This window comes from Cohaesibacter gelatinilyticus (assembly GCF_900215605.1).
Taxonomy (GTDB): Bacteria; Pseudomonadota; Alphaproteobacteria; order Rhizobiales; family Cohaesibacteraceae; genus Cohaesibacter; species Cohaesibacter gelatinilyticus.
The window spans coordinates 383235-399802 of record NZ_OBEL01000004.1 but is presented as its reverse complement, the minus strand read 5'-3'; the positions used below and the strand labels follow the sequence as shown (position 1 = coordinate 399802).

12 protein-coding genes and 1 pseudogene are annotated in these 16568 nt (G+C 49.7%); all 13 read right to left on the bottom strand.

Going from position 1 to position 16568, the window contains the following annotated elements:
- Positions 1–4: 4 nt before the first annotated feature.
- On the bottom strand, positions 5–640 hold the full coding sequence (locus CRO57_RS17770; protein ID WP_097154815.1) for a hypothetical protein: 636 nt from the start codon (positions 638–640) through the stop codon (positions 5–7).
- A gap of 282 nt (positions 641–922) precedes the next feature.
- Positions 923–1282 (bottom strand): hypothetical protein, encoded by a 360-nt coding sequence (locus CRO57_RS17765; RefSeq protein ID WP_097154814.1) that lies wholly within the window; start codon positions 1280–1282, stop codon positions 923–925.
- Complete coding sequence (locus tag CRO57_RS17760; protein ID WP_342068284.1) at positions 1279–1659, bottom strand: hemagglutinin repeat-containing protein; 381 nt, start codon at positions 1657–1659, stop codon at positions 1279–1281. The genes CRO57_RS17765 and CRO57_RS17760 overlap by 4 nt, the downstream gene beginning before the upstream one ends.
- 44 nt (positions 1660–1703) lie before the next feature.
- Positions 1704–1988 (bottom strand): annotated as a pseudogene (locus CRO57_RS17755) (transposase); the annotation flags it as partial.
- A 15-nt stretch (positions 1989–2003) separates the two neighbouring features.
- Positions 2004–2486: a hypothetical protein gene (locus CRO57_RS17750; RefSeq protein WP_097154812.1), complete on the bottom strand. Its 483-nt coding sequence runs from the start codon at positions 2484–2486 to the stop codon at positions 2004–2006.
- Positions 2487–2506: 20 nt separating this feature from the next.
- Positions 2507–2767, bottom strand: a complete 261-nt coding sequence (locus CRO57_RS17745) for a hypothetical protein (RefSeq protein WP_141401271.1) — start codon at positions 2765–2767, stop codon at positions 2507–2509.
- Positions 2768–2917: 150 nt separating this feature from the next.
- Positions 2918–3391: an SMI1/KNR4 family protein gene (locus CRO57_RS17740; RefSeq protein WP_097154810.1), complete on the bottom strand. Its 474-nt coding sequence runs from the start codon at positions 3389–3391 to the stop codon at positions 2918–2920.
- Positions 3388–10116, bottom strand: a complete 6729-nt coding sequence (locus CRO57_RS17735) for a two-partner secretion domain-containing protein (RefSeq protein ID WP_141401270.1) — start codon at positions 10114–10116, stop codon at positions 3388–3390. Before CRO57_RS17735 ends, CRO57_RS17740 begins: the two co-directional genes overlap by 4 nt.
- A 37-nt stretch (positions 10117–10153) precedes the next feature.
- Positions 10154–11893, bottom strand: coding sequence for a ShlB/FhaC/HecB family hemolysin secretion/activation protein (locus CRO57_RS17730; protein ID WP_097154808.1), 1740 nt, complete (start codon positions 11891–11893; stop codon positions 10154–10156).
- 4 nt (positions 11894–11897) lie between these two features.
- Positions 11898–12719: a tetratricopeptide repeat protein gene (locus tag CRO57_RS17725; RefSeq protein WP_097154807.1), complete on the bottom strand. Its 822-nt coding sequence runs from the start codon at positions 12717–12719 to the stop codon at positions 11898–11900.
- Complete coding sequence (locus CRO57_RS17720) at positions 12719–13303, bottom strand: invasion associated locus B family protein (protein ID WP_210200918.1); 585 nt, start codon at positions 13301–13303, stop codon at positions 12719–12721. Before CRO57_RS17720 ends, CRO57_RS17725 begins: the two co-directional genes overlap by 1 nt.
- 26 nt (positions 13304–13329) lie before the next feature.
- Entirely contained in the window at positions 13330–14097 is a 768-nt protein-coding gene (locus CRO57_RS17715; RefSeq protein WP_097154855.1) for a tetratricopeptide repeat protein, read from the bottom strand.
- Positions 14098–15829: 1732 nt separating this feature from the next.
- Entirely contained in the window at positions 15830–16489 is a 660-nt protein-coding gene (locus CRO57_RS17710) for a GntR family transcriptional regulator (protein WP_097154805.1), read from the bottom strand.
- Positions 16490–16568: the final 79 nt, after the last annotated feature.

Below are 16568 nucleotides of genomic sequence, written 5' to 3'. Positions count from 1 at the left end.
ATCTCTAAACTCTAGAGAAAAGTTCTTTACCTATACGACGAAGAGTGATGGAAAGGCTTGTAGAGAAAAACAGAAATGAAAAAGCAACAAGCATAAAAGTTGCCTCTCCTTCCGTTTCACCTCGTATTCTGAAGGATTGTGTTTTCTTAAAATTAGAAAAAACACCAGTAAAACTGGAACTCTCAATCACAATAGACATAAAATGAACAAGAGATAAATATAATATAGCAGTCACTAATATCACTAAATACAAGTTTAGCTTATCAAAGCCCTTCAATAAAGAAATTGTAGCTCCAAATAAAACTCCAAAAAAAATCAAAAAATAAACAACATAAAAAATATGATCATCAAAAAGAATAAAACTTTTAATATATAAAACAAAAAATATGAATGTTACAATGCAAATACTAGAAAATGGCATAACTATCGATAATATTTTATCGTCATTTCTTTCAAAATCGTGTTTTGATAAAAAACTCCAGAAAATCGACGAGGATATTAACGGAGGGAACAGGATACCAATCCAGATCGCAAGCACAACTTGCTCATGCATAGCCCAAACAGCCATTGCAGAGGTCGTTCCAGCTACCACGACAAGGAGTAGAAGCCCAGTGATCACCGACACAAGTTCCCGAGGCATTACTTAGCCTTCCTAATTTAAAACCTGAGAACTATCGAGCAGAAATCGCAAGGCAGTACAATGGGTAAAATCACCACCAGTGAGGGAAAGACAGGATTTTCATCGTTATTAAGTTGTGGACACATACAATCCAGAGTCACAAAACATTAAAAAATACCTGAAAAACAATCTTTAATTGCATATTCATGAATTAAAAAATCAAGAATCAGGCTGCTAAAAAAATGCCGTTCTAAGGGGAAAGAGATCGCAGTCGCTACTAACCTCTCCCCCCCTTTGTCAGGTCTAGAGAAATGGTCTGATCTTGATCTGAGAGTGATAGATCGAGGAGCGGTCTTTTTTGTACCAAATCAAAGATTTCTCAGATACAAGCTTGAACTCATCTTCTGTAGCGATGGCCAATCGTAAGCTCTTGAATTCATTTTCTGGCAGCCCACGAGTTTCCGTATAATCGAGAACACTCTGTGTTGCAGTGTCTCTCTTCCATTGAAGCTCAACCCCTTTGACGACATCATCATTGCTGGCTTTTAAGACCCACCATTGAACAATGGCACCGCCCGTACATTCACGAACAAATTTGTGCTCACGAATGCGGCAATTGAATTTGCCATCAAGGAGTTTGATTTCCTCATCGAAGGACTTCAACCCACCATCAGCACCAGACCTGTCTCATGGGAGAAGAAGTCACGGCGCTGACTGTCAATGGCAGCCTGAACGCTGAAGTCGCCACCGGTCTTGATGCTCAGTTGGCGACCCGCAGAAAGCTGCGCCCCGATCAGGGTGGTGTCATTACCGGAGACAAGCGACAGATCCAGAGCCGCAAGGGCCGCCGTGCCGGTATTGATCCGGTCAACACTATTGGCAATCCTGGTCGAACCCAGAAGGCCACCAAGAATGGATTTGCTGGTCTTGCTGTAGGAACGGAAGATATCCGTATACACACCGGCATAGATATCCCCCTCGATCGCGGAAAGATTGACATCTCCCTGACCTGAGGCGAAGCGCGTCCCGGCTGTGGTCAGATCTCCCGTCTGGGAAATGATGTCTACATCTCCAAGCGCAGCAATGCAGATGCCTTGCGCAAGATCTCATTGGCTTGTTTGAGGTCACGGTTCTCACGCTCAAGCGCCTTCATCTTCTCAGACATTTCTGTCGTAATGCCACTGCGCTGGCCGCTATCAACCTCGCTCCTCTTCACCCATTCGTTCAGGGTTTGCGGCGAGCAGCCGATCTTCGAGGAAATAGACAGGATTGCTGACCAACGGCTCGCATGCTGGCCTTGATTGTCAAAAACCATCCGTACTGCACGCTCGCGCACTTCAGGGGAATATTTGTTTACTGCTTTGCCCATGATGCTCCATACTACTCAAGTGTTGGAGCCTCCGCCAAACCCGGCGCGGTTCAGATTCTCCTGAACCCGTTGTCCAAGCTGGTAAATGAAGTCCTTTACTTCGGCACTATCAAATGTTTCACCCAAAGCAACAATATGGGGTGCTGAACACACGAAGTTGGCACCACACATTGCCAATTTGTGCTCCTGATCAAGCGAGAGCTGCAGGAACCACTCCAGAGTTTTCTCGACACAGGCCAAATCCTCACCACATGCATCATACTCTCTTTCCAATTCTGAAAATTGCGAATGTGAGAGGTAATTATTCTGAAGCCCGGATTGTCCTGTCGAACCGGCAATATTGACATTCTGGGCGTCGCCTCCAGAAAAGAAGAAACCTGCGATAGCCGAAACCATCTCGACATTGGTCAAATGCGTTTTGGACCATTTATTATGTGCGGTTTCATAGGCATCCAGAGAGCCGTAATCTTCCGGCTTTGGCTCTGTGTCTGCAACCACACCCGAATACAGGCTTTGTGCTATTCCTCCTGCGGCCCCTGCTGCACATCAGCAAGGGCCAGATTGACCACGGTCCTCATCAGAGATTGCGAGAAGGCCGCTCCCTTGAGCAACTCGCCAAGATCAAAGTCACCCGAGATTGCCATATCAAGGCCATTGACGAGCACAGAGGCAGTAAAGGCCTCGAGACCTGATCTCAAAGCACTGAGCAAGGTTCCTGCTTCGGCCGCAAGGGCCGGGAACATCGCACAAACAAGGTAAGGGGCGACAAACGCTCCCACCGCAACCGAAACCAGTGCTTTGAAGGCAGGTGAGAGGGCAACCTTACCATTAACATCGACTGCGAACTAATCGATGTCTAGACCACTAGAATCTTCGCCATCAGCAAGCATTATTCCGCTCCAAACACATTCGCACAGTTTTCGCACTTTTTAAACCAATGTCTCCGCTACACCTTGAAGTTCTTTTAGCAAAAAAGAGCTGAACGGTCCGACGTTAACTGGAACAGAATTTGAACTCACCTCCGAATAGAATTCGCACAATGGATCTGGTTGCGGATTATCTAGTGAGAACCATGCTGCCATGTATGCTTGGTGGCTGAAAAAACAGACTATAGGATTTGATGCCATCCCTTTGACTTCATTTTCAGCCAAAAACTCCTCCAGAAATTCTCCATTTTCATAAACCTCATCAATAAACCACTCGCTCCCTTTTAGGGCACCGTATTTATCCTTACCCATCCATAGTAAAAACTGACGATAAGCAATCGGTAGATTTTTATCCAACTTAGCCTGTAGCTCAGTAATTTCTACCTCAGCAGCCCCTACTGGTGGACCAAATTTTGAAAGCAACCTTTGATCATAGAGTTTCCGGCAGTCTTGTAGATAATCAAAATTCTGCATCATTGGCTACCAGCCCTTACGATCAGATTGATGTTCGGGAACTTTTCTCTGAATTGAGTGATGACGCCTTGACAAGAACTACAAACAGTTCTCTCGCTCAGAAGTCGGACTGTTCCAGTTGATTGCGGAGTCAGGCGCTGTGCCAAATTCTCTAGCACAAATACCTCTGAATCTAAATTCCTTGGATGGCCAACAGTCGTGGTCGCGAAAATCGGGTTTTCAGGCATATCAACACCAGGACCACGTTTGCCACTTACACCAATAATTTCACCTATATCTACTCCATCCACATTACCTTCACCCACTGCAACATTCCGCCTCAACTGATTGTTGCTTGTAATACCGAGATCATTTCTCAGGGTCACAAAGCGATCTAAGTCTGCCTGATCCAGTATCTCATCGGGCACTATTCTATTTGTAGCGACAAGGTCACCAGTATTGTTCAGCCTTAGCAGACTACCATCTGTATTGCGGAAGACAAGAGCGTTGCCTGCCACATCGTCGACCCTGGCCAATACCCGACCGGCATCATCAATCAGACCAACAATCTGGTCTCCTGCCTTCATCACAACCTTGCCGCCAGTATGAACACTCATTGAAAGACTGTTGCCAGTCAGAGCATCACCGGCAGCTACCTCAGCTGCAAGAATAGCCATTTCATTGATACAGACCGGGTTGGAAAGACAGGTACGCATACTCAGAAGAGCACTAGCACCAGCAGGCAAGGCACCCGTTGCAAGCGCCAATACAAGCTTGGCTTTCTGCACCAGAACCATATCTTCCTGATAGTCCTGATAGGCAACCGCATAATCTGCCTGACATTGAATGGCAGACAATCCAGAGCATTTGGTTTGCTGATAGTCCAGATATCCTTTGGCGTAGTCAATATTGACTGCCAGTTGCCGCTGGGCCGGACCAGATACAAAGAAGGAGCCGGACCTGGCAAGATAGGTTGCAATCAGAGGGCTCTGCTTGGAAATCTCCGCGATAACATCGCCATATTTGGCTGCATTCTGCAAGAAACTATTAACGCATTCATCCGTGTAACAGCTCTGCGCCAACTCCTTGTCATTGCCCACAGCCCGGTGCACATATTTCAGGGCAATTTCACGTTGTTCTTCAGTGGTACATCCACCCTGTTTGGCCTTGCACTGTTTAATCTCCTCCGAAAGCTCGGCGATATCTGTGTGCTTGAGATAGTTGTTCTCAAAGGCCGATTGGGCAATGTCGGCTGCAATATTCACATTTTCGGCTTTTCCTTCTGAAAGGGCAAATCCAGCCAGGGCTCCAAGCATCCGGGAAAGCTTGGTTGCGGTTTCCGGCTTCAGATCAGTTCCACTCAATACCCCCGCAAAGACGCTTTGTGCTACAGCTCCCGCTGCTCCTGCGGCGCAACTGTTGCCTGATGCTGCCGCTGCTGCACAGCCCGCTATGCCATGCAACAGCATGTGAGGCGGAGACCCCTCGGCAAAGCCCAGCTCGCCGATTTCGAACTGCGCATCGGCAAGGGCCAGATTGACCACGGTCCTGATCAGAGATTGCGAGAAGCCCTCACCAAAGTCCGTGCCATAAACAGCCGAGGACAGACCCGACCGGATGGCACCATCCAGCGCCCCGTCAAGAATATTGCCGAGCGAGAGCTTGTTGTTCCCGAAGGTCCCAAGCAAACCCTGGAACAGATCAGGATTGCTTTCAGGCGTGATACCGAAGGTGCTGAGATTGATGCCGGAGGTCAGACCTGCCGTCACGCCCGAGAAGGCCGCTCCCTTGAGCAACTCGCCAAGATCAAAGTCACCCGAAACCGCCATATCAAGGCCATTGACGAGCGCAGAGGCGGTAAAGGCCTCAAGACCTGATCCCAAAGCACTGAGCAAGGTTCCTGCTTCGGCCGCAGCAAGGGCCGGGAACATCGCACCGACAAGGTAAGGGGCGACAAACGCTCCCACCGCAACAGAAACCAGTGCCTTGAAGGCAGGTGAGAGGGCAACCTTCTCATCATAGAAATAGTCATCGGCCAACTGCTGGTTCAGCAGTTTCAGGCCATCGATGGCCAGCAATTCCTCAGGATAGAGATCCTGTGCCGTCTGCGCATCAACACCGGCATAATTGTAAAGGGTCAGAGCCGCCTCACCGCCAATGTCAAAGGCCATGCCCTGACCGGCAAGGAACCGGGTCAGAACTGCCGTCTCGACATAACTCTTCTCGGTGATGGTGGTCATCAGCACCAGACCCGTCTCATGGGAGAAGAAGTCACGGCGCTGACTGTCAATGGCAGCCTGAACACTGAAGTTGCCACCGGTCTTGATGCTCAGTTGGCGACCCGCAGAAAGCTGTGCACCGATCAGGGTGGTGTCATTACCGGAGACCAGCGACAGATCCAGAGCTGCAAGGGCCGCCGTGCCGGTATTGATCCGGTCAACACTATTGGCAATCCTGGTCGAACCCAGAAGGCCACCAAGAATGGATTTGCTGGTCTTGCTGTAGGAACGGAAGATATCCGTATATACACCGGCATAGATATCCCCCTCGATCGCAGAAAGATTGACATCTCCCTGACCTGAGGCAAAGCGCGTCCCGGCTGTGGTCAGATCTCCCGTCTGGGAAATGATGTCCACATCTCCAAGCGCAGCAATGCTGGTGCCCTTGTTGGTCACACGGGTTTTGGAGACAACAGTTTCCTTCTTGTAGAAGAAACCGCCTTTCTTTTTCCTGTAATCATAGGTGTAGATATCCTGGCTTGCCGCCAGAACAACATCATCAGCTGCGGCCAGTTGAACCTTGCCACCACTGTCGATATCGGTTCCAACCAGAATGGCCTTGCCACCGGCATTGGCCACAAAGTCACCGCCACTTTCCAGCGAGGTGGTATGGCTGGTCACCTGATGAATTCTGGTATTGCCAGCCTTGATTTTTGTTTCCGACTGAACAGCCGCCAGCAGAAGATCGCCCCCTGCAGAAAGATTGGTCTTGCCGTCAATCTTGCCCTTCAGGCCAGCAAGAACCAGATCCCCCGACGTGACAATGGATAGATCCCCGCCCACATCAAGAGTGGAAATCTTCTGGTCCCGAATGCTGACCTGTCGCCCGCCACCGGTATTGACGATCCTTGCGGACTCACCATCCTTGCCCGGAATGACACGGGTGGAGGGACTATTCGCCGTATAATTCTTTTCAAGCGCAGTCAGCGTCACACCGGCTGCTGCAAAGATCGAGGTATCGCTTTCGGACGAGATAGCAAGGCCCTTGCCGACAAAATCCTGTCCGGCAATGATATCGACCTCATTGGCCTCGATCTTTGTCTCCTCGAAGTCAATCCGGCCAAGGGCGGTGATTGCGACCAGCCCCGTATCGGCGGAGACTTTGCCGTCCCTGCCGGTGATGGAGCCCGAGGCTGTCAGCGATGCATTGTTTGAGGCCAGAATCTGGCCGGAATTGTCAATATCGGCCCCTGTAACCGAGACATTCTTACCTTTGATGACCGCACCACGCGGATCAAGCTCCAAGCTGCTGGCAGAGGGATAGATGGTTCTGAGGCCCGAGCCGTCCGGGGCCGGAACCTGAACCGGTTTGTTCAACCATGAGATTGGCCCCAGTTTCACCGGGGAGCCATCACCGGATCCGATGACCGCGTCATTATTCTCATGGGTGTTGTTGATCAGACTATCGCGATATTGCAACCGGTCCACATCCATCATGTAGTTGGATGTGATGAAATTGGCATAATCGGTGAATTCCGGATTGCGCTCCGCAATTGTATTCAGGCCAGCGGCCAGCAGGGCATCCACTGGTGCTGTCGGGGTAACACCCGGGGTCACTGTCGGGGCTACAGCGACATCAATCACCTTGTCTGTATCAACAGGAATGATTTTGCGAATATCATCACCGTTGCCCGATACCGGTTCGGTATAGGCATCCGTGCGGTGATCATCGAGATGAAAATTGTTGGATCTCAGACCGGGAACCCCGGCAAGAGAACTGTCACCCTCTGCCTGTTGCTCGGCAATATAGGCGTTCATCTCATTCATGACATCCTGAATGGACATCTCCGAGGACCGGACCGTTTCATTGGCAAGGCTGCCGACAATGGTGACATTTCCAACCGCCTCAATGCGACCGCCAAATGTGTCATAGAAGTCGGTTTCACCTTCATGGCAGGTAAAGCATCCCGGCTTCTTGTGAACCTCCAGCAATACCTGGGTTGCTCCAAGAGCCTTGTTTTCCACCTCGTTGGCAGTAATCAGAATATCACCGCCAGCAGAAACCGTGCCGAAGATATTGCGCAGCTTCTCGGCCTTGATATCAATATCCTTGCCAGCGACCAGCTCGGCCAGCTTGCCATCATTGCTGAATTTGTCCTGATAAAGGATTTTGACAATATCGTAAGAGGCATCGGAACCGCTGATCATGGCGGCCCAGACATTCGTGCTCTCGGATGTCAATGTGTTGGTTGTGACAGTCGTCGTGATACTGGTGTCCGGATCGGTCACCTCTTCCGTTGTGAGGCTACCCGGCTTCAGGATGGCTTTGACATCATCCGACACGACTGTGTTGCCTGCCGCAAGGGTTTCCCACAAGTCTACATAAGCGGCTTCATGAGCAGGCAGAACATTGCCATCAGCATCAAAAATGGCCGGATCGACCATATCTTTCACTTTGGCCGCCGGGTCCGTCGTTCCGGCCTCGTTTGCCTTGGCAAACATATTGGACCAAAGAGTTTTCAGCTCGGATTCCAGAGCTGTTCCGCTGGGGGTTGTGACCGTGGATTTGAGAAGAGCCTGTGCTTCTGCTGACATGGTATCGGCACCACTGATCAAATCTACCCATAGTGCCAGATAAGCAGGATAGTGAGCGGCAAGGATCTTGCCATCGCTGCCCAGATATTCAGATTTGACAAGTTTCAGAATTTCCGTGGACGGAATGATTGGCTCACCACTACCCTCTTCAACCCACTTGATAATTTCACTGGTGACGGAGGACGGAGCAATGCCGATATTATCAACTGCATCGGCCCGAATGGTCAGATCACCCTGAAACGCTTCGATCCGGCCATTGGTATTTTGAACCAGAGAAGCGGAATCCAGATCTGCATTCGCAGCCAAGGTCACGCTGTCATTGGCCCAGATCACACCACCATTGTTGAGAATCTGGTCCGAATACAGAGCAAGATCATTGCCTGAAATCATGACCGCAGCATTGGTGATGGATGTAACAGCTTCCACCGTCAGGCTGTCACCGGCTGAAAGCGTGCCGCTATTGATCACGGTCCCGCCCGAGGCAATGGACAAGGTCCGGGCGCTTAGTGTTCCTGATGTCGAGACGCCACCCGCACCAGCAGTGATGGCAAGATTGTCATCAGCTGTTATCAATCCGCTGGCAAGAACAGTCTGTGCATCAAGCTGAATATCGTCGCCGGTCAGTGACGAACCCGCAGCCGCATTGATGCTCGTCACCGCATCAATATCAAGACTATTGATGGCGGAAAGCTTGCCATTGAGAATGGCATTGACGGCAGCATCAATATCCATGGTCTGCGCAGACAGTTCCGCTTGCGTACCAATGGAAACATCATTGGCAAGAGAGCTGATCCGCAGGGCACCCTGCGCAGTAACCGAGGCCCTGATATCGGCAAGACCGGCACTTTCCAGCGTGACATTTCCACCCTGGGCCTCTCCGGTAAAGGTCAGGCCGCCACTGGAGGTTCGCACATCAACAAGATCATTGTCCTCGGAAACCAGTGACCCTTCGAGCAGGATCGGCCCGTTATTCCTGATGCGGATCTTCTTTTTCGCCTTGATTTTGGGGACATGACCTGCGGATGGAGCCCCCAGTCGCAGCTGGCCATCGGCGCGAAGGGAGATATTTCCTGCCGAGGCAAGCTCGCCATTGAGGCGAACCCCGACACCATTCTCGGTCGCAACCAGTTTGATGGCATTGGCATACATGCCGCCAAGGGCAGCCACATCAACCGCAAAGGCAGGCGCAGCCCCTGATCCGCTCTGCTCGGCAATACCGGTAACAGCCCCCGTTTCCGGATCATACGACCAGTTATAATCAACCTTGTTGGCTCCGGCGACGATATTCAGCTCGGACCCCCGCATCTTGCCATAGAGGGCTGCAGCCCGGGCAATGACATCCACCCTTCTGGTGTCGGAGAGCGACAGTCGGCTTTCGGGATTCAGGCCATTTGGTCCAATTTCCACAAGCCCTCGTTTCACATCCAGACTTTGCAAGGCACCATTCGGAGCAAAAACAGGTTTACCGGTGGTCAGGGTTGCCCGATTGGTATTGATGAAGCCGCAGCCATTGCAGGTAATTCCGAATTCATTGGCAAGGATCACATCCATCGTTTTGCCACCAACTTCCAGAATTCCGTTCAGGCGGGTCTGATTGCCTCCAACAACCTCACCAATCCAGAGATTTGCCTCATTGCCGGGTGTCAGATTGGGATTGCCCTCAATCCATCCTCCGAGCTGTGTGTCCACATTGGTGGCGGAATTGTTCAGGATCAGATCATCGGCAACAAAATCACTATAGATATTGTGGGATGTTCCCCCTTTCGGCGTGGCAATATTCAGCACACGCGTCCCATTATAGGATTGATCAGCATGAGGGCGCGGACCATTATCAGGACCAACCACCTGAATATTGTCTGCATATAAAAGTGTCGGTTGCAGACTCAGGATGACAATCAGCAGCCTTGCAATAAAACGCTCTATCCCGTTGGTCATGATCAAAATCCCGTAATGGTTCAAAATAATTGTTTTTTCAAAATTCCATGGTCAGACTGGCGAAACCCACCGTACGTGAGGCTTCGAAGGCCGGCATTGAATTGGGCGGATTTCTGGTTGGCCGCGAAAGGGCGTGCGCAACCCGCAGCTCCAGGCTGACCTTCTCGTGAAATTTCATTTTTGCGCCAAGGCTTGCACCAACCAGATAATCCTGCGACCAGGACCGGAGCTTCGATGGCTCGACATAACCGGCATCCAGCCCGGCAGAGAAGGTCAGCTCAAAATCCGGACGCTTCATGGCAGTCCATTCCAATGAATTCTGCAGATAGATGCCGCTGTCCCCATACATGGTGTCCTCATGAAAACCGCGAACACTGGACCAGCTGCCGATGGAGAACTGTTCGGTGCCCGGAAGAATTGACTCCGAATATTGTCCGACCAGCGTGCCCTTATATCGGAGATTTGTTCCGGCAAGCGGCTGCTGATAGCTGACCCTTGCCTTGATCAGTCGAAATTCCGGATCAACGATGCTCTTGTCGAAGACATAGGCACTGAAAGCATCAAGGCCGAATTTTGCCCCGATGTCCCAGTGCAGCTTGCCCGCACGGATTGCATGCTCTCCCCGAAGCCCGGCCGAGCCAATGGTCAGGCTCCGCCGCTGACTTTCGATCTCGTGACCATCAATGAAGGTCTGCGTACGGGTGAGTTTAAGGCCTCCATAGGCAAATATCTTCGATGTCTGGTTGCGCATCAGCAGCCGTTCTGCCGACAGGGTCAGATAATGTGACCGCCCCCTGACCGGATAGGACTGGTTGATCCCTGGCAGAATGAAATAATACCGGCTGGCTCCGCTCTCACCACTCCAGCTCCAGTTGCCAAACGGGACGGACAGGCTGAGCGATACACTATCCGCATATTTTTCCGCACGATCATCAAAGGGGGTCGTTGTCAGGGCGAAGCTCAGCTGATCATTGAGACCGAGCAGATTGTCTACCCCCAGATTGGCGGTGGTTTTGGCAATGCCTGTTGTCTCAAATCCCGTATTCTTGACATCCAGCCCTGCATGAAACCGTCGCCCGTCTTCCACATTGACCTCTACGAAGGAACCGCCCGGTTTTTCTCCCGGAATCAGTTGAAACTTGCCTTTCGCAGACCGGGGAGCATTGATATTCTCAAGCCCCTGTTCCAGATCACGCAGATTGAGAAGCTTTCCCCGTTTCGTGGGAAATGCGGCCTTGATACGACGGTCCGCCTGTTTGCCACCTGCATAGACAAATCCTTCGATCTGTCCCGGAATGATGACAATTTCCAGACTGCCATCAGAAATATCCTGCTCGGGCAGATAGGCACGCGTCGTTATATAACCAAGATCCCGATAATGGCTGTTGATGTCATTGAGCACTGCAATGATATCCGAAAGAGACGCGCATGTGCCAAGGAGCCGGTAATATCCCTTGGGCAGATATCCGAACCGCTCATACCCTTTCAGATCAATTCTGTTTATCGTGAAACAGGGGCCACCTTGTGGACCGGTGAGAGGCACGGCAGATATATCCGGCTGGCGCTTGCTTTGGCGCCGCTCGCGATCCAAGCGTTGGCGCTCTTCCTGCTCCTCTGCACGAGACAGGGCCTCGCGCCGCAATTCACTCTCAAGTCTGTTCCGATCCACATTCGGCACACCTTGTGCAACTGCCGTGATCGGGGACATGAAACAGAGCGCCAGAGCCGAAACAAGAAGAGCAGATCCAATAGGCTTGCAAAAAGTAAGATGGGTCATGATCCTACTTTCCCTCGCTGACGGATAGCGCGACAAAGGCCCGCGCTTCTTCTTGCGCCTGCCTGAGATCATCGCTCATCATCACTGCGGTCAATTCCCGCAAAGCCTCAAGCGCCCGGGGGTGGCCTCTGGCGGCAGCGAGATTGAAGAGCCGATGGGCCGCAATCCGATTGGCAACATCATCCCCCTGCTCCAGCTGGAACAGACCGCTTTCAAACAGACCAACGGCATTGCCAAATTCGGCTGATCTTTGAAAATATTGACGGGCTTTTTCCTTGTCTGCCGGACTTTTGGCTCCCTTCTTGTAGAGAGCTCCCAAAGTATTGAGGGCAAGGATATGATCTTGCGCTGCGGCCTGACGATACAATGCCAGCGCCTGATCAAGGTTCTTGTCTGTGCCTTTGCCTTCGAAATAAAGCTTGCCGAGATTGAATTGGGCATTTTTATCGCCTGCTTTCGCAGCAAGGCTGAAATAGTCTCGTGCCTGGACAAAATCCTGAGCTACACCCAATTCACCGCGAAAATGCATCAGCGCCAAACGATTGAGCGACTGAGCATAGCCGCTCTGCGCAGTTTGCCTGTATAATCTTACCGCAGCGAGGTCATCGACCTCGACACCAAGCCCCAGCTCAAACATGCGTGCCAGAAAATACCCGCCTTCCGCCTCTCCATCGCCAAATGCCTTGGCAAAAGATTGCCTGGCATCATCATAATTCCGAGCCTCAAAGGCCTGTTTTCCATCCTCGATTGGTCCGCCCATGGCCGAAACCGGCACAAGTATCAGACCCATCAATACGAGCTTTAAAGTCGAAGAGAATATACGCATTACCTTGAAGTCTCCGATCTGAAATGAGTAAAGGCCCTGGTGAAACCTTTGAGAGAAACAGGAAAATCGACAACACGATCCTTACCAATCCAAACCCGGAATTTTGCCAAATTCCCGCGCTTGAAAGCATGCAAGGCATGTCCGGAGAGCTTGAACCCCGCATGACAGGCAGTGGCGCCGCATATCTCGTAAAGCACTTTGAAAGGCCTTCTGCGATCCACCAAAATCTGGATACCCGGAGCAAGATAAACCCCAACAGGAACGGTAATGACGGCGAAGCTGTCTCCCTTCTTTCCCCGACTTCTTGAAATCGTCAGCAGGAAGAGGTTCTTCTGTTTTTCATCGGCTTTGTCATTCTTGATCGAAGCGGACTGAAGCATCTGGCAACCCTGCCCTGCTTCAGCAGTGCGCGCCTTTTCTGCATCGGGGCAAACCACCCTCCAATCTTCAAAATGATCTATCCTGACCTGATCATTTTTGTCTTCCGCTGTTGGCAAAGAGGGCGAACCGGAAGCGTGTGCCTGGTTGAAAAAAGTCAAAGTGGTCGCGACAACGGCAACCATTGCTTGCCGAAAACTGATCATCTGATTGTCCTTGTGAAGCTGGAATATTATCCGTTGCCGTCAAGCGGGACGGCTTTCCAGGTTCGGGCAAATTCCTGGGCTTTTACAAGCTCATCAGCTTTCAATTGTTTTTCCAGATTGTTCCGCAAGTCTGCAGCACCTTCCATGCTGCGGATAGCCGCGAGATTGGCATAGGCATGAGCAAGCACCAGATCTTTTGGAAGGCCCGCCCCGGTCTGATAGGCCTTTGCCAGCTCATACAATCCCATCGGATTTCCAGCTGCAGCCGTTTTGCTGAAATAAGTAACGGCTTTTGCAGGATCCTGCTTCACACCTTTTCCGGACAAATACGCCTGACCAAGGAAATTCATAGCAGCAACATTATTCTGCTCAGCGGCGCGATCCCAATAGGAAACTGCTTTGGACAGATCACGGGAAACGCCCTTGCCATCTTGATACAACAGACCACAATTGAACTGGCCATTGGCATCCCCTGCATCGGCTGATGCACAGATCAGTTCTGCTGCCCGTTGATAATCCTGCAGAACGAACTCTCCGTTCAGATGCATCAATCCAAGACGATTTTGTGCCTTCGCACTTTGTTTGGATGCAGCTGCAGCATAGAGTTGAGCCGCACGTCGCATATCCTTGTCTGTTCCCAACCCCATTTCAAACAAGCGACCAATATAAAAAGCACCATCAGGGTCACCAGCTTCAAAGGCAGCTTGAAATTCCTTCACAGACCCTGAAACATCGCCGCTTTCCAGCGTTTTGATTGCTGAAGCAACATCAGCTCGAACAGAGGTAGAAGACATAACCAGTAGACCAACAAGCAATCCCAGAAACGCAGGAGACCATCTCCGGTCGCCAAATAGCACATAGCTCCGCTTTAAATCGCGGAGCCTCTGCAGAACTTCCTGGCTTTGTTTACAAGAGCTAGAAAGCGCCTTCTGAATGAAATATAAACGATCTGCTTTGTTGGATTTATCGGATAAAAAAGAAAAAGAAAAAGAAAAAGAAAAATCTCCGATTGGAACGAGCCCATCAGGCAATACTTTCCATGAAGAAAAATAATTTCGTATAGATATCAAACGCATTGGCTTACTCGAAATACAATGCGCACCCCCGCTGGAACTTCTATAAATACCATAGGTTGATGTCAATATTTATTCTACCAGTTCTCCGGATCATCAGTGACTGGAAAAATGCACTATAAAAATCACGCCTACCTTTGAAACTTCAAAAGGTAATATTTTCAGACACATACAATCAAAAAGTTTTAAACAAAAATTTACAACTCACATTAATACGTCAATTTCAAATATGTTAACAAGCTGTGAATATTGGTTCCTGATAAACAATACTGGCATTCAAAACAATTGGATCCATTTTCATTCGATAGCCATGCCCCATATCTGCCTCTTCTTCTGAGTTCACATGGCGTGTTTAGGTGACCTCACCCAAAACATGGATTCACTTCAAGACAACAAGGTCAATCTACGCTCGATGAATGAACGGTTATAAGGGGCAGGCACATTTCAAAGTGCACTAACCGAAACCACGAAAATAACATCGAGACGTTCTGAGCCGGCTATCCCATATATTGTTGCTCCAAATGTGAAGGATCATTTGTTGTTGCTTTTCACATGCCTATCACTCCGCCTACAATCCAACTCCACCAAGAACCGACAGATAATATTCAATTGAAATAAAACAAAAAAATACATTAATAATAATTATAAATCACTTAGCTATCATCACTTGAACATGGTTAACAGAGTCTTATAATTAATGATAAGTAACTCTTATCAATATTAAATACTGTGATATTCCTCAGTAGGATAATTGCAGAGTAAGCGGGATAAAATAGGTGTAGCAAATTGCGACTTCCGAGTGGAAATCTAGTGCTATCTTTTTAACTAGCTCTGAAATAGCGAATTTCTGGTGGGTTTCGGGTTTCGTCCATATCTGGGCGATAAAAACATTTTGATTCAGACATCACCTCGCTCATTCTCTTCATATCAATGGAGACTATGGTCTTCTTTTCTCAGTTGGAGGCGTTCGCGATCTCTATGTGCTTTCCAAAAACGCGTGAAACAGAGATGCTTTTGGTTTGGCATGGTCTGATGATCTGATGGAAAGAACTGATCGATCACAAATCACATGACCCACTTCCTCATCAGTCATTCGAGAAATGCAGGGCTGTCTTGCAGCATTGTTCGTTCTCATTTTTTGGAGGGGAGCCTATATAGCGATCAATAAAGAATATTGTCCATCTGCCCCTGAGGCCTTTTACAGGGAAATGCGGCTATCTTTGCGTCATCCAAATCTGCAATCGGGTATTTCGCATTCATAACCGTTGGTTTGGGCATAGCCTCTGTGTTGACTATCAACGCGGTTATACAGGGCGCCACAAAACAATGTTTTCTCAATGGATATCTCTCAAAAGAGCAGGCCGCTCTGTTGCAAGAGTAAAAAAGCCCACGATGGTTGAATGAATTCTCATCCACTTCGTGGGCTTTTTTATGAGATCATTCGCCGGAATACTTATGCCTTGGCGATATGAACCAGCAAAGAATCCTTAGCTCCGTTGATATGCTCATAGGTCAGTTTGGCCGCCAAATCAGCATCCCTGTCTTTGCAGGCCTGCAGGATCGCATTATGCTCGATATTCGCTCTCTCGATACCATCACTCAAAACAAGCTGCGCCCGCAAATAACGGTCAATCTGATCCATGGCATGATCAATCGCTCCCAAATGATATTGTAGCGCACAGGCATCATAGAGTGTGGAGTGGAATTTGCGGTTCAAATCGCCCCACTCCATGGGATCCTTGGATTTGGAGAATTCCTCATAATAAAATTGCGCTTGCTTGAGTACACTGGCGGACATTTTCGGTACCGCATGGCGCATCACTTCTGGCTCAAGCAACATGCGAAATTGAAAGATTTCCTCCGCTTCTTCAACAGACAAACCAGACACCACAGCCCCTTTATAGCGCTGCGACTTCACAAGCCCCTGCTGCTCCAAGCGTGAGATTGCTTCCCGGACAGGAATACGACTGGTGTTGAAAAGGCGAGCAATTTCGTCCTGTTTCAGCTGGGTTCCAATTTCAAGCTCCCCCTCAATAATAGCTTTTTTCAACGCATCGAACACGATTTCCGATGCAGACGCGGTTTTGGAGATATCAACGGGAGTCAGCTTCATGGCGGGGTCCTTCTTTGTTTATAAGCAATAGGCAAACTGACCAGTTTCGAAAAGAAGGGAATTTTAGCATTGAAAATTG

Coding starts and splice junctions, on each gene's coding strand:
- CRO57_RS17770 (WP_097154815.1), bottom strand. CDS start 640: ATGCCTCGGGAACTTGTGTCGGTGATCACTGGGCTTCTACTCCTTGTC.
- CRO57_RS17740 (WP_097154810.1), bottom strand. CDS start 3,391: ATGATGCAGAATTTTGATTATCTACAAGACTGCCGGAAACTCTATGAT.
- CRO57_RS17735 (WP_141401270.1), bottom strand. CDS start 10,116: ATGACCAACGGGATAGAGCGTTTTATTGCAAGGCTGCTGATTGTCATC.
- CRO57_RS17730 (WP_097154808.1), bottom strand. CDS start 11,893: ATGACCCATCTTACTTTTTGCAAGCCTATTGGATCTGCTCTTCTTGTT.
- CRO57_RS17725 (WP_097154807.1), bottom strand. CDS start 12,719: ATGCGTATATTCTCTTCGACTTTAAAGCTCGTATTGATGGGTCTGATA.
- CRO57_RS17720 (WP_210200918.1), bottom strand. CDS start 13,303: ATGATCAGTTTTCGGCAAGCAATGGTTGCCGTTGTCGCGACCACTTTG.
- CRO57_RS17715 (WP_097154855.1), bottom strand. CDS start 14,097: ATGTCTTCTACCTCTGTTCGAGCTGATGTTGCTTCAGCAATCAAAACG.
- CRO57_RS17710 (WP_097154805.1), bottom strand. CDS start 16,489: ATGAAGCTGACTCCCGTTGATATCTCCAAAACCGCGTCTGCATCGGAA.